This window comes from Bradyrhizobium sp. CCBAU 11357, from assembly GCF_028128865.1.
Taxonomy (GTDB): domain Bacteria; phylum Pseudomonadota; class Alphaproteobacteria; order Rhizobiales; family Xanthobacteraceae; genus Bradyrhizobium.
Genome location: NZ_LBJW01000085.1, coordinates 12,736 through 36,351 on the forward strand (window position 1 = coordinate 12,736; position 23,616 = coordinate 36,351).

A 23,616-nucleotide genomic window follows, 5' to 3' on the forward strand; every position below is an offset into this window, starting at 1 on the left:
CCCGTCGCCATCTGCTAGGGGATAGAGCACGCGCCGGCCTTGAACCGGTGACGTCTGGAGAAAACCATGTTCATTCAAACCGAAGCGACCCCCAATCCCGCCACGCTGAAGTTCATTCCCGGCCGCGTCGTGGTCGACGGCAGCCCGATGGAGTTTGCGAGCCGCGAATCGGCCGCGCGCTCGCCGCTGGCCGAAAAGCTGTTCGAGGTGCCCGGCGTCACCGGCGTGTTCTACGGATCGGACTTCATCACCGTGACCAAGGCGAGCGGCGAATGGCAGCAGCTCAAGCCGGCGATTCTCGGCGCCATCATGGAGCACTACATGTCCGGCGCGCCGCTGCTCGCCGGCGGCGAAGCGCACAGCGATGCCGATCTCGACGACGAGGACGAGTTCTTCGACGAGGCCGATGCCGAGACCGTCGACATGATCAAGGATCTGATCGAGACCCGGGTGCGGCCGGCGGTCGCCAATGACGGCGGCGACATCACCTTCCGCGGCTTCAAGGACGGCATCGTCTATCTCAACATGAAGGGCGCCTGCTCGGGCTGCCCGTCATCGACGGCGACGCTCCAGCACGGCATCCAGAACCTGCTCAAACACTTCGTGCCTGACGTGGTCGAAGTCCGGCCGATGTAAGCCGGTTACGCCGCCTTCTGCTTCGCGGTGATCAGCTTGCGGTTGATCAAGACTTCCGCGATCTGGATCGCGTTGAGGGCGGCGCCCTTGCGCAGATTGTCGGACACGCACCAGAGCACGAGGCCGTTCTCCACGGTCGCATCCTCGCGGATGCGGCTGATGTAAGTCGCGTCCTCGCCGGCCGCCTCATACGGCGTGGCGTAGCCGCCGGGCTCCTGCTTGTCGATGACGAGGCAGCCCGGCGCCACGCGCAGGATGTTGCGCGCTTCATCGGCGGTGATCGGATTCTCGAACTCGATGTTGACGGCCTCGGAATGGCCGACGAACACCGGCACGCGCACGCAGGTGGCGGAGAGCTTGATCTTGGGATCCAGGATCTTCTTGGTCTCCGCCATCATCTTCCACTCTTCCTTGGTGTAGCCGTCCTCCATGAAGACGTCGATGTGGGGGATGACGTTGAAGGCGATGCGCTTGGGGAATTTCTTCGCGACCAGTTCGTCGTTGGTGTAGACGGCCTTGGTCTGCGAGAACAATTCGTCCATCGCGTCCTTGCCGGCGCCCGACACCGATTGATAGGTCGAGACCACGACGCGCTTGATCGTCGCCTTCTCGTGCAGCGGCTTGAGCGCGACCACGAGCTGCGCGGTCGAGCAGTTCGGGTTGGCGATGATGTTCTTCTTCTTGAAGCCTTCGGTCGCGGCCGCATTCACCTCGGGCACGATCAACGGCACGTCCGGGTCCATGCGCCAGGCCGAGGAATTGTCGATCACCACGGCGCCGGCGGCGCCGATCTTCGGCGACCATTCCTTCGACACCGAGCCGCCCGCCGACATCAGGCAGATGTCGACGTCGGAGAAGTCGTAATGCTCGAGCGCTTTGACCTTCAGGGTGCGGTCGCCATAGGAGACCTCGACGCCGACGCTGCGGCGCGACGCCAGGGCCACGACCTCGTCCGCGGGGAATTTGCGCTCATCGAGGATGTTGAGCATTTCCCGTCCGACATTGCCGGTCGCGCCGACGACTGCGACTTTGTAACCCATCGTTCACTCTCCGATGAAAAAGCCCGTTCCCGAAGCTGACGCTTAAACAGGAAGAGCAGCGCTTCTATGCGAGAACCGGCCTCAAGACAACGTGGGACCATGCCCGAAGGCCGTGGATGCAGTCGCCTGAGGCCAGCACGGCCGTTAGCCCTACCCAGATCCAGCTGACGCTTTTGGCTGTCGCCGACGAGGTGGTCGGCACGCTGGCGCATCTGGTCGTGTATGTGGGGGCGCTCGCCCTATTTGCCATCCTCGCCCTCGCTGCACTGGGACAGCTGCCTGACCTGCGCAGTGACGGTCCCGCGGACAAGCCAAGCTGGAGTACGGCAGACCGCTCGCATCCGCGCTTCGCCGTCAGTCGGAACGATTCATCAGACAAAACAGCCTCTTACACCATCCTTCGGCACCCCGAAGGCGGCCGCAGGGACGTGCTGCGCTGGACCGACATGGCGGACAAGCCGGTGGCCGAGCTCGAAATCTACCGCCAGGGCGCCGAATTCGACGTAACGCGGCCGGCGGCCGCGGGTTTGGCCGCTCAGATGGGTTTGGGTGCGGATGCCCCGCTCGAGCAGGCCGGCCTGATCGACACCAAATTCGGCCCCGTTGCCCTGCTCCGACCGGTCGGCGCGGCAGAGGGGACGCGGGCCTGCCTCGGCTATCTCAAGCGCTATGAGGAGCCAGGCTTGCAGATCTCCGGCTTCTCCTGCCAGGGCGACAGCTGGCCCGCCCGCCGCGCGGCGATCGCCTGCACGCTGAACCGGCTGACGCTGCTGGCCTCGGGCAACGAGCCGAGGCTGGCCGAATTGTTCGCCCATGCCGAGCTCAGGCGCCGTGGCTGTGCCCCGCAGGGCTCGCCGGACTGGTTGCTCGGCGCCGCGAACCCGCAATTGCGCGGAGCGCTTTGATCGGCATCAAGGATTCTGCATCAAGCTCAAGTGGCTGGTTTGCATGCAACTTTTGCCGGCGCGCTCGATTATTCCGAGCTGGTGTGACCCAATTGACCTAGTTGCGTCCGCCCCGGCCGGGCTAGTATGGGGTGAAATCGACTGGCGGCCTGCCGCCTGAAGGGGACGTGATGAGCTTGAAATTTTCTGCCGCGAACAAACTGGCGACATTGCTTGCGGCGGGCGCCGCAATGGCCATCGCGTTCGCGACCCCGGCTTCCGCCGACACCAGGACCAAGCAGCGCTATGACGAGCGCGGCCGGCCCTATTACGGCCCGAGCGGCCCCAACGCAGTCTACCAGCAGGGCCGCACCCGCATCTATGTGAGCAAGCGCTCCTGGCTCGACGGCGGCACCGAGGTCAATCCGGGCGACCGCAAGTTCACCGACTACGCCTTCCCGCCGGCCGTGGGCTATCCGTCCTTCGCCCGCGAGAACCTCAACCGTCCGATCGACCGCCAGCCGCTCTCGCCGCCGCAGGATGTCGGCGGCTATCCGCAGAACTTCCCGCTGTACTGAGGCGGGTCGACTTTTGGAGTCAAAATGGCCGGACCGAAGCCCGGCCATTTTTGTTTTGGCGAGATGCCGTAGGGCACACCTGCCTCTCCCTCGTCATTGCGAGCGCAGCGAAGCAATCCAGAATCTCTCTGCGGGCAGATTCTGGATTGCTTCGTCGCTTCGCTCCTCGCAATGACGGCTTGAGGCTACGCGTCCGCAGCCGGATCGTAGCGCCTGCAAAACTCCTCGATCGCTTCCGAGCGAAAATCACCGAGGCGCTCGAAGATCAGTTGATCCGGCCAATCCCACCAGGCGATGCGGCGCAGGCTTGCGGCAACGGAATCGTCAAAGCGCTTGCGGATGGGACGGGCGGGAACGCCGCCGACGATGGTGTAGGGCGCGACATTGCGGCTGACGACCGCGCCTGCGGCGATCACCGCGCCGTCGCCGACGCTCACGCCCGGCAGCAGGATGGCGGCGTGGCCGATCCAGACATCGTTGCCGACGATCACCCGGTCACCGCGCCTACCTGCGAAGAAGTCGCGGTCACGCGTCGCGCCCGCCTCGTAATATTCGGGGACATAGGTGAAGCGGTGCTGCGAGGGACGGCCCATCGGATGGTTCGGCGCGCCGATGCGCACCGAATTGGCGATCGCCGTGAACTTGCCGATCATGGCGTCGGCGACATCGCAATTCTCGCCGAGATAGGAGTAGTCGCCGAGCGAAGCATATTCGATGCGCGTGCCCGCGAGCACCTCGCAGCGGCGCCCGATCTGCGCCTCGCGCTGGCGCACCGTCTCATGGATGATGGTTTCCGCGATCTTGGGGCGGGGTGAATCCATGAGGTGGCTCCGACGAAGACGCCGTAGGATGGGCAAAGGCGCGCTTGCGCACCATCTCTCGGCAATCGAGATAAAAGTGGTGGGCACGCTACGCTTTGCCCACCCTACAAGAGCGGTGCCCGCCTTACGCGTACAGCTTCTGCAATTCCTTCAGGATCGCTTCGCCCATCTGCGTGGTCGAGGCGGACGTGGTGCCTTCCGACTTGATGTCGGCGGTGCGCAGGCCGCTGGCCAGCACGGCGGCGATGGCCTGGTCGACCTTGTCGGCGAGATCGCCCATGTCGAAGGAATAGCGCAGCGCCATGCCGAAGGACGAGATCATCGCAATGGGATTGGCGAGGCCCTTGCCGGCGATGTCGGGGGCCGAGCCGTGCACGGGCTCGTACAGCGCCTTGCGCTTCTTGGTCTTGACGTCGACCTCGCCGAGCGAGGCCGAGGGCAGCATGCCAAGCGAGCCGGTGAGCATCGCCGCGATGTCGGACAGCATGTCGCCGAACAGATTGTCGGTGACGATGACGTCGAACTGTTTCGGCCATTTCACCAGCATCATGCCGCCGGAATCGGCGAGCTGATGCTCGAGCGTGACATCGGGGTATTCGCGCTTGTGGATCGCCGTCATGACCTCGTTCCAGAGCACGCCCGACTTCATGACATTGCGCTTCTCCATCGACGTCACCTTGTTCTTGCGCTTTCTGGCAAGCTCGAAGGCGACGCGGCCGATGCGCTCGATCTCATAGGTGTCGTAGACCTGGGTATCGATGGCGCGCTTCTGGCCGTTGCCGAGATCGGTGATGGTCTTCGGCTCGCCGAAATAGACGCCGCCGGTGAGCTCGCGCACGATGACGATGTCGAGGCCCTCGACCGCCTCGCGCTTCAGGCTCGAGGCATCCGCCAGCGCCGGGTAGCACACGGCGGGGCGGAGGTTGGCGAACAGGGCGAGATCCTTGCGCAGGCGGAGCAGGCCGGCTTCGGGGCGCACCTCGTAAGGCACGGCATCCCACTTCGGGCCGCCGACCGCACCAAAAATCACAGCGTCGGCGTCCTTGGCCTTGGCCATGTCGCCCTCGGAGATCGAGACCTTGTGCGCGTCATAGGCGGAGCCGCCGACGAGGCCGGTGTCGGTCTCGAACTTGGCGATCCCGGCCGCATTGAGCCAGTCGATCAGCCGCTTCACCTCGCCCATCACCTCGGGGCCGATACCGTCGCCGGGGAGCAGCAGCAGTTTGTGGGTCGCCATGGTCGTTTCCTTCTTGATCCTCTCTCGTCATTCCGGGACGCGCCGCCGACCTCGGGTTTACCCGAGTTCGGCATCTTGGTTGTCCAAGTCGGCAACAGCCGACTTGGATGCGCGGGCCCGGAATCCATAACCACCAGCCGGGGTTATGGATTCCGGGCTCGCGCGCTTCGCGTGCGCCCCGGAATGACAGGTCGGCCGGAGTGCTAGAGCGGCGTTGCACGCTTGGCAAGACACCATTGCCGGGGTGCGGCTGTGCAAGGCGGGCGGGGCCTGCCACACTGGGCAGGCCGGAGTACCCCTTGCACGCACCTGATCGCCCCCTGCCCGACGCACACCCCGCGCGGCTGATCCTGACCCTGTCGCTGGCAGCGACGGTCGGGCTCGGCATCGGCCGCTTTGCCTATGCGCTGGTGCTGCCGGACATGCGGGAGGACCTCGGCTGGTCCTACTCGGCGGCCGGTTTCATGAACACGATCAACGCCGTCGGCTATCTCGTGGGCGCGCTGGTGGCGTCCCGCCTGATCCAGCGCGTCGGCTGGGCCGCCGCGATCCGCGGCGGAACCCTCGCCTGCGTCGCCGCGCTCGCGACTTGCGCACTGACCGGCAATTTCGTGGCGCTGAGCCTGGCGCGGCTGGTGCTGGGCCTGGGCGCGGCGGCCGGCTTCGTCGCCGGCGGCGCGCTTGCCGCCACCATCGCCCAGTCGCGTCCGGAGCGGGCCAATTTCCTGCTGAGCCTGTTCTATGCCGGGCCCGGCATCGGCATTCTGTCCTCGGGGCTGATCGCTCCATTCACGCTGCAATATTTCGGGCCGGGCTCCTGGTGGATCGTGTGGTGGGCGCTGACGCTGCTGTCGGTCGCGATGACGGTGCCGCTGTTCCTGATCCGAATCGAGAGCGGCGCGCGCTTCTCGGAAGGCAGCCACACCTCGTTCGCGATCCTGCCGGTGCTGATTTATCTCGCCGGCTATTTTCTGTTCGGCGCGGGCTACATCGCCTACATGACCTTCATGATCGCCTATGTGCGCGACGGCGGCGGCGGAGCTGCGGCGCAGGCGGCGTTCTGGAGCCTGATCGGCCTGTCCGCCTTCGTGACGCCCTGGGCCTGGCGCGCCGTGCTGGCGCTCGATCGCGGCGGACTTGCCACCGCCATCATCCTCGGCACCAACGCGCTGGGCGCGGCCCTGCCGATGCTCTGGCATTCGCCGGCCTGGCTTGCGGTCTCCGCGATCGTGTTCGGCGTCGCCTTCTTCGCCGTGGTCGGCTCGACCACCGCCTTCGTCCGCTTCAACTATCCGCCGCAGGTGTGGCCGACCGCGATCGCGGCGATGACCATCTCGTTCGGCGTCGGCCAGACGCTTGGGCCGATCGTGGTCGGCGCGATCACGGATGCGCTGGGGAGCTTGAGCTACGCGCTCAATGTGTCGGCGGCGCTGCTGGCGCTGGGCGCGGTGGCAGCGTTGTGCCAGAGGAAGGTGGGGCCGAAAGCTTGACCGTCATTCCGGGGCGCGCGTAGCGCGAGCTATGGTGCGCAATTGCGCACCTGAGAATCCATTCATCGACCTGCGCTGCGGCGCGATGGATTCCGGGTTCTCGCTACGCGAGCCCCGGAATGACGGACTCTCTCAGCTCCCACTGAACGAATTATACCCCTGGTCTTCCCAATAGCCGCCCTTGTAGTCGTTGGTGACTTCCATCGAGACCACGTATTTCGGGTTCTTGAAGCCGAGCTTGGTCGGCACGCGGATCTTCATCGGGAAGCCGTAGGCGCGCGGAAGGATCTCGTTTGCGTATTTGAACGTCATCTGCGTCTGCGGATGCAGCGCGCTGCGCATGTCCAGCGGGGAGTTGTAGCCGTCCTTGTCGGCGCACTGGAACCAGACATATTTCGCGCGCGTGTCGGCGCCGATCAGTTTCAGGAAATCGCGCAAGGGCGTGCCGGTCCAGCTGCCGATCGCGCTCCAGCCCTCCACACAGATGTGTCGCGTGATCTGCGTCACCTGTGGGAGCTTGTAGAGCTGCTCCAGCGTCCAGGACTTCTTGTTGTCGACAAGGCCGCGCACCTCGAGCTTCCAGTCCGCGGCCGAGACCTCGGGCGCGTCGTCGAGATCGTAATAGGCGTTGAACGGGAACGGCTTTGTTATCGCGCTTTCGGGGAAGGTCGGCGCCAGCGCGTCGGGATTGAAGATGAAGGCCTGCACCGCGTCGTTGAATTTCGAGACGCTCTTCAGCATCTCCTCGGCCGAGGACGAATCCACCACGTCGCAGCCGGTGAGCAGCGTCAGCGCGCCCAGGCTGGCGCCGCCGGCGATGAAGCGGCGGCGGGTGACGTCGGGCATGGTCTTCATGGAGTCCTTGATCAGCAATCGTTTGTCGACGCCGGGGATCAGAAACGGACGCTTGGCCATCATAATTCTCCTAATCAGCGGCCAATGATCATCGCGCGCAGGCTCTTCGGCACCAGCAGCGCGAGCAGGACGTGAATGACGAGGAAGGCACAAATCGCGACCATGCAGAAGAAGTGCACGTAGCGCGCGGTCGGATAGTCGCCGAACAGCATCACGAGATAATAGAGCTGCACCGGCTTCCACATGCCGAGGCCGGAGAGCACGATCAGCACGCCGACCACGATGATGCCGGCATAGAGCAGACGCTGCACGTAATTGTAGACGGTGAGATCGTCATGGCCGAGTTTGAAGGTCAGCGCCGCCCTGACGTCATGGAGCACGCCCGCCGGCGTGATCGGCAGCAGTTTTTTGCGGAAGCGGCCGGTAGCGAAGCCGGTGACGAGATAGGCGAGGCCGTTGATCATCAAGAGCCACATCGCGGCAAAATGCCAGAGCAGGCCGCCGCCGAGCCAGCCGCCGAGCGTGTACTCGCGCGGAAAGCGGAAGTCGAACAGCGGCGAGGCGTTGTAGATCTGCCAGCCCGACAGGATCATCAGGATCATGGCGAAAGCGTTGACCCAGTGCATGACCCGCACCCAGGCCGGCTGGATCACTTTGGACTTGATAGCCGTGACCTGCTCGTCGGTGACTGTGAGGCTCGCCATGGCGGGTTCCATTCTGAGGTCGTGTGACAGCGATTATACGCCGGTGTTTCGGCTTTCGTTACATCCCGCCCGCCATGGAATCGATGCGGTCAGGCTATTGTGGTCACAAAAAAGCGAGCCGGGTATCCCCGGCTCGCGGTCTGAGACCATCCTGTTCGGGGATGAAACAGGATCGCGCGGTGTTACGACGCCGGCATCAGCACGGTGTCGACCACATGGATCACGCCGTTGGACTGGTTGACGTTGGAGATCGTCACCATGGAGGTGCCGCCCTTGGCGTCGACGATCCAGACCTTGCCGTCCATCTTCTTGACCGTCAGCTCCTCGCCTTCGGCGGTCTTCAGCTTCTTGCCGTCGGTGAGGTCGGAGGCTTCGAGTTTGCCGGGCACGACGTGGTAGGTGAGGATCTTGGTCAGCGTCGCCTTGTTCTCGGGCTTGACGAGGCTGTCGACGGTGCCGGCCGGCAGCTTGCCGAAGGCGGCGTTGGTCGGCGCGAACACGGTGAACGGGCCCTTGCTTTCGAGCGTCGGCACGAGGCCCGCGGCCTTCACCGCCGCCACCAGCGTGGTGTGGTCCTTGGAGTTGACCGCGTTCTGGACGATGTTCTTCGAGGGGAACATCGCGGCGCCGCCGACCATGACGGTCTTTTCCTCGGCGCTTGCGGGCGCGACGACGGTCGCGGTGATGGCCAGGGCGCTGAAGGCGGCGGCAGCGAGATAGGCAATGCGCTTCGACATGGAGACTCTCCCGATTGAATGGTGACCGGCACGGCCGGTGTTAGAGCTGGGCAACAACGGCAGCAGCGCCGTCGTTGGACCGAACTACGGGAGGGTTTGCGATGCGGTTTCGGGGAAAAATTCTTTGTGATGCGTGAAACTATGTGGCGTCGTGTCCGTGTGGCGCGAACACGCGCCAAGCGGACAGTGCCGTAGGGTGGGCAAAGCGCAGCGTGCCCACCAACCGCGATGGAGAGAGGTGGTGGGCACGGCGCTCTGCGCCTTTGCCCACCCTACGACGGCGTGCCGGTTGCGGCAGTTGTCCTTCGCCTCAATCCCTGTTGTTCGGTGTCTGAAGGAAGCCGCGATTATGCGTCGGGCTGATCAGCACTTCGTTGATGCAGACTCTGCCCGGCATGCCCGCGATGAAGGCGATGGTGCGGCCGAGATCTTCGGGCTGCAGCATCTTCGCCTGCTCCGCCTCGCTCGGCACCACCGGACGCAGCTTCAGGATCGGCGTCGCCACCTCGCCCGGCATCAGGCAGCAGGCGCGCAGGCCGTTGACGCATTCGTCCATGTTGAAGGAATGCGTCAGCGCCAGCACCGCATGCTTGGTCGTGGTGTAGGCCGGGCCCGGCATCTTCGAGACGTGGCGGCCGGCCCAGGACGAGACGTTGATGATGGCGCCGTCCTGCTGCTTGCGCATCGTCGGCAGCACCGCGCGCATGCAATAGAGCACGCCGTTGAGATTGACCTGGACCAGCCTGTCCCAGCCCTCCAGCTCCATGTCCTTCCAGCTGCGCTTGGGAACATTGATGCCGGCATTGTTGACGAGGAGGTCGATGCGGCCGTGCTTTGCGACGATCTGGTCGGCCGCCTTCTGGGCTGCGGCCGCGTTGGACACATCGAGCGCAAGGGCCTCGGCCGCCCCACCTTCCCCAGTGATCTTCGCCACCACGGTCTCCAGGGCGTCTTTGCGCCGGCCCGAGACCACAACGATCCAGCCGTCGGCCGCCAGCGCTTCGGCGCCAGCCTCCCCGATCCCGCTGCCACCGCCCGTGACCCAGGCCACGCGTTTCCCGCTTTTCGACATGCAAACTGTCTCCGTTGCTTCATCGGGGCGGTTTTTGCTAATCCAGCCCTCGGTTTTGACCGGCCTGTGCCGGCGAGGAATGTTGCATGAACCAAGCTGCCAACGCCAACCTGTTTTCCCGCCTGTTCGACGGCCTCGCCGATCCGAAGCGGCTCGCGATCGAGACGCATGACGGCGCCCATATCAGCTATGGCGATCTGATCGCGCGCGCGGGCCAGATGGCGAACGTGCTGGTCGCCCGTGGCGTGAAACCCGGCGACCGCGTCGCGGTGCAGGTGGAGAAGTCGGTCGCCAACATCGTGCTCTATCTCGGCACGGTGCGCGCCGGCGCGGTCTATCTGCCGCTGAACACGGCCTATACGCTCAACGAGCTCGACTACTTCATCGGCGATGCCGAACCGTCGCTCGTGGTCTGCGATCCCGCCAAGGCGGAAGGGCTCGCGCCAATCGCCGCCAAGGTGAAGGCGAAGGTCGAGACGCTCGGGGCCGACGGCAAGGGCTCACTGACGGAGGCCGCCGACAGAGCGAGCCGCGAATTCACGACAGTGCCGCGTGAAAACGACGATCTCGCCGCGATCCTCTACACCTCGGGCACCACCGGCCGCTCCAAGGGCGCGATGCTGACGCATGACAATCTCGCGTCCAACTCGCTCTCGCTCGTCGACTATTGGCGTTTCACCGATAAGGACGTCCTGATCCACGCGCTGCCGATCTACCACACCCACGGCCTGTTCGTGGCGACCAACGTGACGCTGTTCGCGCGCGCCTCGATGATCTTCCTGCCGAAGCTCGATCCGGACCTGATCATCAAGCTGATGGCACGCGCGACGGTGCTGATGGGCGTGCCGACCTTCTACACCCGCCTGCTGCAGAACCCCGCGCTGTCGCATGAGACGACGAAGCACATGCGGCTGTTCATCTCGGGCTCGGCACCGCTCTTGGCCGAGACGCATCGCGAATGGTCGGCGCGCACCGGACATGCCGTGCTCGAGCGCTACGGCATGACCGAAACCAACATGAACACCTCGAACCCGTACGACGGCGAGCGCGTGCCCGGCGCGGTCGGCTTCCCGTTGCCGGGCGTCTCTGTGCGCGTGACCGATCCGGAGACAGGGAAAGAGCTGCCGCGCGACGAAATCGGCATGATCGAGGTGAAGGGGCCGAATGTGTTCAAGGGCTATTGGCGCATGCCGGAGAAGACCAAGGCCGAGTTCCGGCCCGACGGCTTCTTCATCACCGGCGATCTCGGCAAGATCGATGCGAAGGGTTACGTGCACATCCTTGGCCGCGGCAAGGATCTCGTGATCTCGGGCGGCTTCAACGTCTACCCGAAGGAAATCGAGAGCGAGATCGACGCCATGCCCGGCGTAATCGAATCCGCCGTGATCGGCGTGCCGCATGCCGATTTCGGCGAAGGCGTCACCGCGGTGCTGGTGCGCCAGCCCGGCGCGAGCATCGATGAAGCAGCCGTGCTGAAGGGCCTCGAAGGGCGCCTCGCGAAATTCAAGATGCCGAAGCGGGTGTTCGTGGTCGACGAGCTGCCGCGCAATACGATGGGCAAGGTGCAGAAGAATGTCTTGCGCGAGACGTACAAGGACATTTACGCGAAGAAGTGAGGGGGCAAATGCTCCAGGGCGGGGAGATGCATGAAGCGCGAGCAGGCTGTCCGGATCAACAATCATCTCCTCGATGCTTATCGGGCCCTCGACGAGGCTCGAATGGCGATCGCGGCACTTGGCAAGGCTGAGCGGATCGAGCTCGAAGATTGGCTTGAGGAAGTCGTTGTCGCCTTAGAGGACGAGCTGCTCCAGCCAATCTACGATCAGTACCCGGATCTAGAGCCGCCTAAATCTGATCGAGAACCGCTAAGATATATCGGCGAACTCACGTGGGATGAGGTGCAACTCCCGGCGTCGGTGACCGAAAAGCAGCTCGACGAGATCATTTTCTCGGTCATGGAGCCGACTTGGCGGAAAACCGCGATGATGGTCAGCTATGTGTTGGATCGCTGCAAAGAGCTTGGATTGCCGATCGAAGGCGAAGTGATTGCTGCGCGATTGAAGGTACTTTCCGATTCCGGTCGCATCGAAGGCATCGGCGATCTCCGATCATGGTTCCACAGCGAGGTGCGATTGAAGGACTAGTTCGTAGGGTGGGTTAGCGGAGCGTAACCCACCTCTTTACTTTCTGCGGAGACAGAAGCGGTGGGTTACGCTCCGCGAACCCACCCTACCACACCCTACCACTGGATTGCTTCGCTACGCTCGCAATGACGGAGTGCGTGGTGGCTATTGTCCGCCCACAAGGCTCAACACAAACCGGCTGCCCACGATCAACAGATAACACCCGAACGCCATCTCCAGTGTACGCTTCGACATCGCATGCGCGGCTCGCACGCCCAGCGGCGCGGTGACGAGGCTCATCGGCATCACCAGCACGGCGCCGATCAGCGAGACGTAGCCGAGCGCGAACGGGATTTGCAGCGCGGCGACAACTGGATGGTTCGTCGCGGCGGGCCAGCCGGCATAGATGTAGCCGAGTGCGCCGGGGATGGAGATCAGCACCGCGAGCGCCGAGGAGGTCGCGACCGCCTGATGAATGGGGCGGCTGTAGAAGGTCAGCAGCAGGTTCGAGAACAGGCCGCCGCCAATGCCCATCAGGGTCGAGAGGATGCCAACGCAGAAGCCGTAGACGCGCATCAATCCGCCCTTCGGCAGATCATCGCCGAGTTTCCAGGTCTCGCGGGCGAAGATCAGCCGGACCGCGGCTGACCAGGCGACGGCGACGAACACGATCTTGAACAGCCGCTCCGGCGCGAAGCGGGCGACCACGCTGCCGGCGATGACGCCGATCAGGATCGGCAGCCACCAGACCCGCAGGATCGCCATGTCGACCGCGCCGCGCTTGTAATGCGCCTGGAACGAGCGGATCGAGGTGGGGATGATCACGGCGAGCGAGGTGCCGACACAGAGCGGCATCCGCACCTCCAGCGGCACGCCGGCGATGCGGAAGCATTCGTAGAACACCGGCACGAGAATCGCGCCGCCGCCGATGCCGAACACGCCGGCCAGAAATCCCGAGAGCGCGCCGGTTGCGATCAGCAGCAGCGCGAGCTCGACGATGTCCCTGATATCAAGACCTGCAATCACCCCGGACCTGCCCGGCCTGCCGGCCCGATACGCACGTTCGGAGTCGGCCGCGTCGGCAAGCTGTAGGCGATCCGATCTGGCCGGTCGACACGTCGCGCGACCCGGCTGGGGTGGAATGCAGGGTGCGCATATCCGCCCGCGCTGCAGGAACCGTTGCGCGCGGCGAGAGCCGCGGTGGGGCGGTAGTCGGGCCGGTTCACCCTCGGCCATGCCCCTCGCGAGTTGCGATCACAGGGGGCCGAGGCGGCTTAGAGGCGTTCCAATAGTGATTTCAATGCGCCATAGGCTCGGAATCAAAGAGTGAATTTGTATTCTCATGTTCGTTGGCGGACCGATATGCTGGTATACCAAGACCTTGATTGGCCTTGGTTCATCAAGGCCATAGAGCTGAACCTAGGTTCCGTTTATGGCGATTTGGTGATTGCGCAGGCCAAATCGACTCCGTAAATAGAGCCGACCTCTCGCGATCCCCGCGCGCCCCATGCTGGGCCGCAACAAACATCAAAAGCCGCCCATGACCGCACGGATCGAACGACCGCTTTCGCCGCACATCCAAACCTATCGCTGGACGCTGACGATGGCCCTGTCCATCGTCCATCGCGCCACCGGTATCGCCCTCTATGTCGGAACCCTGCTGCTAGTCTGGTGGCTGGTTGCCGCGGCCTCCGGCCCGGCCGCCTATGCCCATGTCCAGGCCTTCTCCGGCAGCATCATCGGCCGGCTGATCGTGTTCGGCTACACCTGGGCCCTGATGCATCATATGCTCAGCGGCATCCGGCATTTCGTCTGGGATCTCGGCTACGGCTTCAAGGCCAATGAGCGCGAGGCGCTGACCTGGGGCGCCCTGATCGGCGGCATCGCGCTGACGGTGCTGATCTGGATCATCGCCTATGCGAACGGAGGCGGCCGATGAGCTTCGACGAATCCCGCGGCTCTCCGAAGCGCTCCTCGATGCGCACGCCGCTCGGGCGCGTCCGCAATCTCGGCGCCGCGCATTCCGGCACGACCGATTTCTGGCGCCAGCGCATCACTGGCGTTGCCATGACGCTGCTGATGATCCCCGCGCTGGTGATCATCATGATGCTGCTCGGCCGCAACCAGGTCTACGCGGCACAGACCCTGAGCTCCATTCCCGTTGCGGTGATCCTGCTCCTCTTCATCTTCGCAAGCGCCTGGCACATGAAGATCGGCATGCAGGTGGTGATCGAGGACTACGTCCATAACGAGAAGCTGAAGCTCACCGCGATCATGCTCAACAATTTCTTCTCGGTCGCCGTGGCGCTCGCCTCGACCTACGCGATCCTGAAGCTTTCTTCCGGAGTGTAACCCATGGCCGCTGAGACCAATGGCAAGGGCAACGGCGCTCCCGCCACCAACGGAAAAGCCTATCCGATCGAAGACCACACCTATGACGTCGTCGTGGTCGGCGCCGGTGGCGCGGGCCTGCGCGCGGTCGTCGGCTGCAGCGAGGCCGGCCTCCGCACCGCCTGCATCACGAAAGTGTTTCCGACCCGTTCGCACACGGTCGCGGCGCAGGGCGGCATCTCCGCTTCGCTCGGCAACATGCACAAGGACGATTGGCGCTGGCACATGTACGACACCGTGAAGGGGTCGGACTGGCTCGGTGACCAGGACGCGATCGAATACATGGTGCGCAACGCGCCCGACGCGGTCTACGAGCTCGAGCATTGGGGCGTGCCGTTCTCGCGCACCGAGGACGGCAAGATCTACCAGCGTCCGTTCGGCGGCATGACCACCGAGTTCGGCAAGAGCCAGGCGCAGCGCACCTGCGCCGCCGCCGACCGCACCGGCCACGCCATGCTGCACACGATGTACGGCCAGTCGCTGCGCCACGCGGCCGAGTTCTTCATCGAGTTCTTCGCCATCGACCTGATCATGGACGATCAGGGCACCTGCCGCGGCGTCATCGCGCTCAAGCTCGACGACGGCACGCTGCATCGCTTCCGCGCCCAGACCACAATCCTGGCGACCGGCGGCTACGGCCGCGCCTATGCCTCCTGCACCTCGGCGCACACCTGCACCGGCGACGGCGGCGGCATGGTGCTGCGCGCCGGCCTGCCGATGCAGGACATGGAGTTCGTGCAGTTCCACCCGACCGGCATCTACGGCTCGGGCTGTCTCGTCACGGAGGGTGCGCGCGGCGAAGGCGGCTATCTCGTCAATTCCGAGGGCGAGCGCTTCATGGAGCGCTACGCGCCGTCGGCAAAGGACCTCGCCTCGCGCGACGTGGTCTCGCGCGCGATGACCATCGAGATCCGCGAAGGGCGCGGCGTCGGCAAGAAGAAGGACCATATCTTCCTGCATCTCGACCATCTCGATCCCGCGGTGCTCGCCGAGCGCCTGCCGGGCATCTCGGAATCGGCCAAGATCTTCGCCAATGTCGACGTGACCCGCGAGCCCATCCCGATCGTGCCGACCGTGCATTACAACATGGGCGGCATCCCCACGAATTATCACGGCGAGGTGCTGACCAAGAAGGACGGCGACGACAACGCGGTGATCCCCGGCCTGATGGCGATCGGCGAAGCCGCCTGCGTCTCCGTGCACGGCGCCAACCGCCTCGGCTCCAACTCGCTGATCGACCTCGTCGTGTTCGGCCGCGCCGCCGCGCTGCGCCTTGCCGAAAAGCTCACGCCCAACGCCAAGCAGCCCGAGCTGCCGGCGAACTCGGCCGAGATGGCGCTCGGCCGTCTCGACCATTACCGCTACGCCTCCGGCGGCACGCCGACCGCGAAGCTGCGCGAAGGCATGCAGCACGTGATGCAGAACAATTGCGCCGTGTTCCGCACCGGCGAAGTCCTGAGCGAAGGCCAGAACCTGATCGCGAAGGTCCACAGCGGCATCACCGACATCGCCGTCTCCGACCGCTCGCTGGTATGGAATTCGGACCTCGTCGAGACGCTGGAATTCGACAATCTGATCTCGCAGGCGGTGGTGACGATGAACTCGGCCGCCAACCGCACCGAGAGCCGCGGCGCCCATGCCCGCGAGGACTTCTCGGAGCGCGACGACAAGAACTGGATGAAGCACACGCTGGCCTGGCTGGACGATGCCGGCAAGGTCAGGATCGAGTATCGCCCGGTTCACAACTACACCATGACCAACGACGTGCAGTACATCCCGCCCAAAGCTCGCGTTTACTAAACGTCGCGCGTGTATTGATCGAACAGCGAAGGCCTTAATCGAATGGTTGAATTCGCACTTCCGAAGAACTCCAAGATATCAGGCGGCAAGACCTGGCCGAAGCCCGCGGGCGCGGCCGAGCTCCGCGAGTTCAAGGTCTATCGCTGGAACCCTGACGACGGCAAGAATCCGAGCGTCGACACCTATTACGTCGACACCAATGATTGCGGTCCGATGGTGCTGGACGGCCTGATCTGGATCAAGAACCACATCGACCCGTCGCTGACCTTCCGCCGCTCCTGCCGCGAAGGCGTCTGCGGCTCCTGCGCCATGAACATCGACGGCCAGAACACGCTGGCCTGCACCAAGTCGATGCACGACGTGAAGGACGGCGCGGTGAAGATCAACCCGCTGCCGCACCAGCCGGTGGTGAAGGACCTCGTCCCTGACCTCACCAATTTCTACGCGCAGTACGCCTCGGTCGAGCCCTGGCTGAAGACCACCTCGCCGACACCGCAGAAGGAATGGCGCCAGAGCCACGAGGACCGCGAGAAGCTCGACGGTCTCTACGAGTGCATACTCTGCGCCTGCTGCTCGACCTCCTGCCCGAGCTATTGGTGGAACAGCGAGCGCTATCTTGGCCCCGCCGCGCTGCTCCAGGCCAACCGCTGGGTGTCGGATTCGCGGGATGAGGCGACCGGCGAGCGGCTCGACAATCTCGAGGATCCGTTCCGGCTCTACCGCTGCCACACCATCATGAACTGCGCCAAGGCCTGCCCGAAGGGCCTCAACCCGGCCGAAGCCATCGCCGAGCTCAAGCTCAAGATGGTCGAACGGCAGATCTGAGGCGAAGTCCCCCCTTTTTGCGCCCCGGCCAAACGGCCGGGGTGTCCTGCATTTGCCGTCAATTCGAGCAGAATTTTCTCTGACCCGCTAGGCGCGTAAGTTTCCGGCTCGCAACCAGCGGTTCCAGCACAAGCTGCTTCCTTCCTCACGCGGGATTCAGTTAAGCTCCCGGCAGGGACGGAGCGACTGTGCAGAGGGCGCAACGCAACTCGCTGAGGCTGTTGCAGTGGATGATGGCGGCATCCCTGGCGCTGCCGATTGCGCTGTTCGCCGTCGCCGCCGCGATCTCCTACACATCGATCAAGGATACCGCCGACCGCGAGATCGAGCGCACGGTCGATGTCGCCCATGAGCACGCGCTCAAGGTATTCGAGACCATCGATCGCAGCATCGCCGAGCTCAACGAGGTCGTGCGCGGCCTGCCCGACGACATCATCCGCGCCCGGGAGCCGACGCTGCATCGCCGGCTGAAGCGGCTGAGCGATTCGCTGCCGCAGCTCAAATCGGCCTGGATCTTCGATGCGAACGGGAAGGCGCTGGTCAACAGCCTCGTCTCGCCGCCGCCGGACCTGAGCTTTGGCGACCGCGATTACTTCTATGCCCATGTCGACCAGAGCATCGGCACGTTCATCGGCACGGCCCTGACGCCACGACCGCCCTATCAGGGCGCCCGCTTCTTCGGGGTCAGCCGCCGCCGCGAGTCCGACGACGGCCGCTTCATCGGCGTGATCCAGGCTTCGGTGCTGCCGGAATATTTCGAGAGCTTCTACGCCAGAATCGGGTCCGATCCCGGCAGCTTCCTTGCGATGGGCCGCACCGACGGCGCCATGCTCACGCATTTTCCCCGGCTCGACCACGAGCTTCGGCTCGATCCGACCGGACCGGTGGGCCAGAAAATCGCGGCCCAGCCCGAGCATGGCCTCATCACCGTCGCCTGGCCCTCGGACGGGATCGAGCGGCGCATCGCTTACCGGCGCGTCGCCGAATATCCGATCTATGTCAGCGCCGGACTCGAGACCTCGGCGATCCGCGCCCGCTGGCTCGCGACCATCGGCCAGCATCTGGTGTTCGGCATTCCCGCCACCGCGCTGCTGTTCCTGCTGCTGGCGCTCGCTCTGCGGCGCACCCAGCACCTCCAGGCGGAGGCTGCAAAGCGGCGCGAGGCCGAGGAGGCGCTGAAGCACAGCCAGCGCCTGGAAGCGCTCGGCCAGCTCACCGGCGGCGTCGCGCACGACTTCAACAATCTCCTGACGGTGATCCGCGCTTCCGTCGATCTCCTGAACCGCCCGCAGCTGACGGAGGAGCGGCGACAGCGCTACATCACGGCCATTGCGGATTCGGTGGCGCGCGCGGCCAAGCTGACCTCGCAGCTGCTCGCCTTCGCCCGGCGCCAGACCCTCAAGCCGGAGGTGTTCGACGTCGGCGCGCGGGTGCAGTCGCTGCACGACATGCTCGCCACGCTGCTGGGCCCCGCGATCGAGATCGTCATGCAGCTGCCGGCGGAGCCGTGCCTCGTCAATGCCGATGCCAGCCAGTTCGAGACGGCGCTGATCAACATGGCGACCAATGCGCGCGATGCCATGCTGGGCCAGGGGCGAATCGTCTTCAAGGTCGAGGCCACGACGGCCGTTCCGGACACGCTGGGATCGACTGGCCCGGGCATGGCAGGCCACGGCTTCGTCCGCGTAACCGTCAGCGACACCGGTGTCGGCATTCCCGCCGCGCGGCTCGGGCGCATCTTCGAGCCGTTCTTCACCACCAAGCAGGTCGGCCACGGCACCGGCCTTGGCCTGTCCCAAGTGTTCGGCTTCGCCCGACAGTCCGGCGGCGAAGTGACTGTCACGAGCGAGGTGGGGCGCGGCAGCACCTTCTCGCTCTATCTGCCGCGCGTGCCGCCGGACCTGCTGCCGCAGCGCCAGGCGCCCAACACGGCGCCGGCGGTGGCCGGCAGCGGCATGTCGGTGCTGGTGGTCGAGGACAATATCGAGCTGGCGAATTTCGCCGCCGACGGCCTCACCGAGCTCGGCTACAGCATCACTCTGATCGACAACGCGACCGATGCGCTCGCCGAGCTCGTCGTGGACGCCGACCGCTTCGACGTCGTGTTCTCGGACGTGGTGATGCCCGGGATGACCGGGCTCGATCTGGCGCAGGCGATCCGCGACCGCAGCATCGGCGTGCCGGTCGTGCTGACCACCGGCTACAGCCAGGCCCTGTCGCAAGAAGGCGTTGCCGGCTTCGATCTCGTGCAAAAGCCCTATTCGATCGAAGAATTGTCGCGCGTTCTGCATCGGGCAGCCCGGATCAGGCGCGTCAGGGACGGCGCCGCCGAATAGGGGCCCGCGGAACCTCACGGGAACCGGCTGAGTTCCCTTCGCGTTGTCCGCTCATGCACAAACCGGCCGCGACGCGCGAACAGGGCAAGAAGCCGCCCATCATCGATATCCAAGGCGAGAACGGCGACGACGTGACACCGCCGCCGCCCGAGTTGGTCGAACCCGACCCCGAACTGTCACCGGAGGAAGCCGAGCAGGTCCGCAAGGATTATCTGCTGACGCGGTTCTGGATCAGCGCCCGCGGTTTCTGGGGCCGCAACGGCGACCGCCTCGCCTGGCCGTTCTCGATCGGTCTCGGCCTGCTGATCGTGCTGACCGTCGGTTTCCAATACGGCATCAATGTCTGGAATCGCGCGATCTTCGACGCCATCGAGAAGCGCGATGCGGCGAGTGTCTTCCATCTCACCGCAGTGTTCTTCCCGCTCGCGATCGGCAGCATCGTGCTCGCAGTCGTGCAGGTGTTCGCGCGCATGGGCATCCAGCGGCGCTGGCGCGCCTGGCTCACCGCGAGCGTGCTGACACGGTGGCTCAAGAACGGGCGCTACTACCAGCTCAACCTGGTCGGCGGCGATCACGGGAATCCCGAATACCGGATCGCGGAGGATCTGCGGATTGCGACCGACTCCCCCGTCGACTTCCTTGCCGGCGTGACGTCGGCGCTGCTGTCGGCCGCCACTTTCATCGTCGTGCTCTGGACCATCGGCGGGGCACTCACGGTCACGCTCGGCGGTTCGTCGGTGACCATTCCCGGTTTCCTCGTCATCGCCGCGATGCTCTACGCCGCGATCGCCTCCGGCTCGATCGTGGTGATCGGACGCCGTTTCGTGCAGGTCTCCGAGAACAAGAACCAGGCCGAAGCCGACTTCCGCTACACCCTGACGCGCGTGCGCGAGAACGGCGAGAGCATCGCCCTGCTCGGCGGCGAGGAGGAGGAACGCGACGGCATCGATCGCAACTTCACGAACGTGCTGCGGCAATGGGCGCGGCTCGCCGGCCAGCACATGCGCACCACGCTGGTGTCGCAAGGATCTAGCCTCGTTGCGCCGGTCGTGCCGCTCCTGCTCTGCGCGCCAAAATTCCTCGACGGCTCCATGACGCTGGGGCAGGTGATGCAGGCCGCATCCGCCTTCACCATCGTGCAGAGCGCGTTCGGCTGGCTGGTCGACAATTATCCGCGGCTCGCCGACTGGAACGCCTGCGCGCGCCGCATCGCCTCATTGATGATGTCGCTCGACGGCCTCGAGCGCGCCGAGCAGGGCGATGGCCTCGGCCGCATCAAGCGCGGCGAGACCAGCAGCGAGGCCATGCTGGAGCTGAAGGATCTCTCGGTCACGCTCGACGACGGCACCGCGGTGGTCGGCGAGACCGAGGTGGTGATCGAGCCCGGCGAGCGGCTCCTGGTCGCCGGCGAATCCGGCACCGGCAAGAGCACGCTGGTGCGCGCCATCGCCGGCCTATGGCCCTGGGGCGGCGGCAGCGTGAATTTCCATGCCGACCGCCGACTGTTCATGCTACCGCAGCGGCCCTATGTGCCCTCCGGCTCGTTGCGGCGGGCGGTCGCCTATCCCGGCGCGGCCGACCACTGGACCTTGGACGAAATCGGCGAAGCCCTGCACAAGGTCGGCCTCGATCATCTCAAGGAAAAGATCGAGGAGGAAGGACCATGGGACCAGACCTTGTCGGGTGGTGAGAAGCAGCGCCTCGCCTTTGCGCGGCTGCTGCTGCACAACCCCGACATCGTCGTGCTCGATGAGGCGACCTCCGCGCTCGACGAGAAGAGCCAGGACAAGATGATGAAGATGGTCACCGACGCGTTGCCTAAGGCGACCATCGTCAGCGTCGCGCACCGCGCCGAGCTGGAGGCTTTCCACAGCCGCAAGATCGTGCTGGAGCGGCGCAAGGGCGGCGCCAAGCTCGTCAGCGACATCGACCTGATTCCGCGCAAGGGCCGGCGCCGGCTGCTCGGGCGATTCTTGCGGCAGCGCAAGGCGCCAAGGAAGGCGGCGTGATCCGTAGCGAGCGCAGCGCAATCCGGGGAGATCCATCCGCGCGGTGAGAATCCCGGGTTCGCTTCGCGCCCCGGCACGACACCTGTGATCGAGCGTTGGAGTCCCCATCAAAACCGGCTATGCATGCGCCGCCTGCAACGAGGATCTGCTGCTTGACGTCCGACAATGCCCCTTCGTCCGCGCCGTTCGGCGCGTTCGCGCCCAATGCGGCGCAGGCCGCAATCATCCGCCTCGCTCAACGATCCGGGCTGAAGCGCGGCGCGTTCCGGCCCTGGATGTCGCGGCTGGTCAACCTGCTGCGCAGCGGCCCTGTCGACGTGCAATACCAGGGCGCCTCGTTCCGCCTCCATCACCAGGGCAGCGCGACCGAGCGCGGCGCGCTATTCAATCCGGACTACAATCTCGACGAGCTCGACTTCCTGCGCCAGCACACCCCCGCGGGCGGCGTGTTCGTCGATGTCGGCGCCAATGTCGGCACGTTCGCACTGGTGATGGCACGGCAGGTCGGGCCATCAGGAAAAGTGGTGGCGATCGAGCCGCATCCGCTGACCTTCGCACGGCTCTCCTTCAACCACGCCGCATCGAAGACACCGCAGGTTCGCCTGGTCCAGGCCGCCGCGGGCGACAGCGAGGGCGAGCTGATGATCGAGAGCGGCGGCGGCAATCTCGGCGCCACCCACGTCGTCACCGGCACGGCCAGTGCCGAGGCGATCAAGGTGCCGTCGCTGCGCTTGATGCGCATTCTGGAGGAGGCCGGCGTCGGGCAGGTCGATTCGCTCAAGATCGACGTCGAGGGCTTCGAGGACCGCGTGCTGATCGGCTTCTTCCGCGACGTGCCACAATCGCTGTGGCCGCGGGCGGTGGTGATCGAGCATCTGTCACAAAACGAATGGCAGCAGGATTGTATTGCCGACATGGTCGGGCGCGGCTTTACGATCGTGCGCAAGACACGAAGCAATACGTTTCTGTCCCGCTGACAGGGACGAACAAGGGAGGTTAGCGATGATCGACCATCTGGGTTTCTCCGTCTCCGACTATGAGCGCGCCAAGGCGTTCTATGTGAAGGCGCTGGCGCCGCTCGGCTACAGCCTGATCATGGAAGTCACGGCCGAGCAGACCGGTCACGCTGCGGCCGCGGGCTTCGGCGCCGAGGGCAAGCCCGATTTCTGGATCGGCGGCGAGGGCGCGATGAACAAGCCGGTGCATGTCGCCATTCGCGCCAAGGACCGCGCCACGGTCGATGCATTCTACAAGACGGCGATGGCGGCCGGCGGCCGCGACAACGGTCCGCCCGGCATCCGCCCGCATTATCACGCGAACTATTACGGCGCCTTCGTGCTCGATCCCGACGGCCACAATATCGAGGCGGTCTGCCACACGCCGGAATAAACCGGGCTTCGAAGCGGGTGACGCGGAACATCGGCGCTGCACCGTCGTTGTTGTTCTCTGCACAACGATCCCGATGGTGCCGATGCCGATCGAACCGCCCGAGATTCCGCCCTCGACGCCCGGTACGCCAACTGAGCCACCGCCCGGAATCCCGCCCGGCAATCCGCAGCCCGAAATCACGCCGCCGGTGCGCGAGCCCGGCTCGCCGCCGCGGCCCGACGAATTGCCGGGCCGCATGCCAGAAGAGATTCCATCGCGCGGCCCGCACGGACCGCTCACGCCCAATCCTGCGACGGATGCACTTCCGCCGCGGGATCACGCGTGAAAGGGCCAACCAGTGCAAGGCGATTGCAACCAGCTTCTGAATGCGCAATGAACGTTGCCATAGTGAGATGATTTGCGTGCAGAAATAAATCGAGCCGCGGTTGCATCGCCCGCCACAATGCGGCCTAACGCGTAGCCGTTCATCACGACACTTCGACAAAGAACCTTCCGGGGAAGTTCACCACCATGACCAACCTTCGTTTCGTGCTGCTTGCGACGACGGCTCTGACCGCGATGCAATTGGCCAACACCGCATCGCATGCGCAAGACGCCGCGCCGCTCGTGGTCGCGCAGGCCCAGCCGCAAGACACGGGGCCTGACGGAAAACCGAAGCAGCCGCCGAAGGGACCGCCCGCAGCCGCGCC

The 23,616-nt window shown here is 65.0% G+C and carries 23 protein-coding genes; 15 read left to right on the forward strand and 8 right to left on the reverse strand.

All coding sequences use genetic code 11. From position 1 onward, the window contains the following. Positions 1-66: 66 nt before the first annotated feature. A complete protein-coding gene (locus XI05_RS11195) occupies positions 67-636 on the forward strand; it encodes a NifU family protein (protein WP_018644207.1) in 570 nt (189 codons plus the stop codon). A 5-nt stretch (positions 637-641) separates the two neighbouring features. Here the strand turns inward: XI05_RS11195 and XI05_RS11200 are convergent, their stop codons facing one another. Then, the gene (locus tag XI05_RS11200; RefSeq protein ID WP_036002717.1) at positions 642-1,676 is read right to left on the reverse strand and encodes an aspartate-semialdehyde dehydrogenase; all 1,035 of its coding nucleotides are present in this window, start codon (positions 1,674-1,676) and stop codon (positions 642-644) included. Positions 1,677-1,792: 116 nt separating this feature from the next. Here XI05_RS11200 and XI05_RS11205 point away from each other — a divergent pair, with 116 nt between their 5' ends. Next, positions 1,793-2,581, forward strand: a complete 789-nt coding sequence (locus XI05_RS11205) for a hypothetical protein (RefSeq protein WP_271501452.1) — start codon at positions 1,793-1,795, stop codon at positions 2,579-2,581. Positions 2,582-2,751: 170 nt separating this feature from the next. Further along, positions 2,752-3,138, forward strand: coding sequence for a hypothetical protein (locus XI05_RS11210; RefSeq protein ID WP_271501460.1), 387 nt, complete (start codon positions 2,752-2,754; stop codon positions 3,136-3,138). 185 nt (positions 3,139-3,323) lie between these two features. Here XI05_RS11210 and XI05_RS11215 read toward each other — a convergent pair whose 3' ends face one another. Next, on the reverse strand, positions 3,324-3,959 hold the full coding sequence (locus tag XI05_RS11215) for a DapH/DapD/GlmU-related protein (RefSeq protein ID WP_271501463.1): 636 nt from the start codon (positions 3,957-3,959) through the stop codon (positions 3,324-3,326). Positions 3,960-4,083: 124 nt separating this feature from the next. Next, entirely contained in the window at positions 4,084-5,196 is a 1,113-nt protein-coding gene (leuB, locus tag XI05_RS11220) for a 3-isopropylmalate dehydrogenase (protein WP_271501466.1), read from the reverse strand. A 299-nt stretch (positions 5,197-5,495) separates the two neighbouring features. Between leuB and XI05_RS11225 the strand changes: the two genes are divergently transcribed. Continuing rightward, the gene (locus XI05_RS11225) at positions 5,496-6,686 is read left to right on the forward strand and encodes a YbfB/YjiJ family MFS transporter (RefSeq protein ID WP_271501468.1); all 1,191 of its coding nucleotides are present in this window, start codon (positions 5,496-5,498) and stop codon (positions 6,684-6,686) included. 132 nt (positions 6,687-6,818) lie between these two features. Here XI05_RS11225 and XI05_RS11230 read toward each other — a convergent pair whose 3' ends face one another. The 4 genes from XI05_RS11230 to XI05_RS11245 form a co-directional block, all read right to left on the reverse strand. Continuing rightward, complete coding sequence (locus XI05_RS11230; RefSeq protein WP_271501473.1) at positions 6,819-7,601, reverse strand: molybdopterin-binding protein; 783 nt, start codon at positions 7,599-7,601, stop codon at positions 6,819-6,821. A 14-nt stretch (positions 7,602-7,615) separates the two neighbouring features. Next, positions 7,616-8,245 carry a cytochrome b/b6 domain-containing protein gene (locus tag XI05_RS11235; protein ID WP_271501477.1) on the reverse strand — a complete coding sequence of 210 codons (630 nt, stop codon included), beginning with the start codon at positions 8,243-8,245 and terminating at the stop codon, positions 7,616-7,618. A gap of 182 nt (positions 8,246-8,427) precedes the next feature. Further along, a complete protein-coding gene (locus XI05_RS11240; protein ID WP_212255572.1) occupies positions 8,428-8,982 on the reverse strand; it encodes a fasciclin domain-containing protein in 555 nt (184 codons plus the stop codon). A 310-nt stretch (positions 8,983-9,292) separates the two neighbouring features. Then, positions 9,293-10,054, reverse strand: a complete 762-nt coding sequence (locus XI05_RS11245; protein ID WP_271501480.1) for an SDR family oxidoreductase — start codon at positions 10,052-10,054, stop codon at positions 9,293-9,295. A gap of 86 nt (positions 10,055-10,140) precedes the next feature. Here XI05_RS11245 and XI05_RS11250 point away from each other — a divergent pair, with 86 nt between their 5' ends. After that, positions 10,141-11,670: a malonate--CoA ligase gene (locus tag XI05_RS11250; RefSeq protein ID WP_271501482.1), complete on the forward strand. Its 1,530-nt coding sequence runs from the start codon at positions 10,141-10,143 to the stop codon at positions 11,668-11,670. Between the two features lie 30 nt (positions 11,671-11,700). Then, positions 11,701-12,198, forward strand: a complete 498-nt coding sequence (locus XI05_RS11255; RefSeq protein ID WP_271501484.1) for a DUF3658 domain-containing protein — start codon at positions 11,701-11,703, stop codon at positions 12,196-12,198. A gap of 144 nt (positions 12,199-12,342) precedes the next feature. On the opposite strand, the gene XI05_RS11260 is transcribed toward XI05_RS11255, so the two are convergent. Beyond that, positions 12,343-13,203, reverse strand: coding sequence for a sulfite exporter TauE/SafE family protein (locus XI05_RS11260; RefSeq protein WP_271501488.1), 861 nt, complete (start codon positions 13,201-13,203; stop codon positions 12,343-12,345). 514 nt (positions 13,204-13,717) lie between these two features. On the opposite strand from XI05_RS11260, the gene sdhC reads away from it, so the two are divergent. The 9 genes from sdhC (at position 13,718) to XI05_RS11305 (ending at position 23,252) form a co-directional block, all read left to right on the forward strand. Next, positions 13,718-14,116 carry a succinate dehydrogenase, cytochrome b556 subunit gene (gene sdhC, locus XI05_RS11265; RefSeq protein WP_172788002.1) on the forward strand — a complete coding sequence of 133 codons (399 nt, stop codon included), beginning with the start codon at positions 13,718-13,720 and terminating at the stop codon, positions 14,114-14,116. Then, positions 14,113-14,529, forward strand: coding sequence for a succinate dehydrogenase, hydrophobic membrane anchor protein (sdhD, locus tag XI05_RS11270; protein ID WP_271501491.1), 417 nt, complete (start codon positions 14,113-14,115; stop codon positions 14,527-14,529). The genes sdhC and sdhD overlap by 4 nt, the downstream gene beginning before the upstream one ends. Positions 14,530-14,532: 3 nt before the next feature. Next, positions 14,533-16,368 carry a succinate dehydrogenase flavoprotein subunit gene (sdhA, locus tag XI05_RS11275; protein WP_271501494.1) on the forward strand — a complete coding sequence of 612 codons (1,836 nt, stop codon included), beginning with the start codon at positions 14,533-14,535 and terminating at the stop codon, positions 16,366-16,368. A gap of 42 nt (positions 16,369-16,410) precedes the next feature. Then, positions 16,411-17,193 carry a succinate dehydrogenase iron-sulfur subunit gene (locus XI05_RS11280; protein WP_271501498.1) on the forward strand — a complete coding sequence of 261 codons (783 nt, stop codon included), beginning with the start codon at positions 16,411-16,413 and terminating at the stop codon, positions 17,191-17,193. 188 nt (positions 17,194-17,381) lie between these two features. Further along, positions 17,382-19,529 carry a hybrid sensor histidine kinase/response regulator gene (locus XI05_RS11285; protein ID WP_271501501.1) on the forward strand — a complete coding sequence of 716 codons (2,148 nt, stop codon included), beginning with the start codon at positions 17,382-17,384 and terminating at the stop codon, positions 19,527-19,529. Positions 19,530-19,582: 53 nt separating this feature from the next. Beyond that, entirely contained in the window at positions 19,583-21,538 is a 1,956-nt protein-coding gene (locus XI05_RS11290; protein ID WP_271501504.1) for an ABC transporter ATP-binding protein/permease, read from the forward strand. Between the two features lie 152 nt (positions 21,539-21,690). Next, positions 21,691-22,515: an FkbM family methyltransferase gene (locus XI05_RS11295; RefSeq protein WP_271501507.1), complete on the forward strand. Its 825-nt coding sequence runs from the start codon at positions 21,691-21,693 to the stop codon at positions 22,513-22,515. A gap of 25 nt (positions 22,516-22,540) precedes the next feature. Then, positions 22,541-22,927: a VOC family protein gene (locus tag XI05_RS11300; protein ID WP_212255550.1), complete on the forward strand. Its 387-nt coding sequence runs from the start codon at positions 22,541-22,543 to the stop codon at positions 22,925-22,927. An 82-nt stretch (positions 22,928-23,009) separates the two neighbouring features. Next, positions 23,010-23,252, forward strand: coding sequence for a hypothetical protein (locus XI05_RS11305; RefSeq protein ID WP_271501510.1), 243 nt, complete (start codon positions 23,010-23,012; stop codon positions 23,250-23,252). The last annotated feature ends 364 nt before the right edge of the window (positions 23,253-23,616 follow it).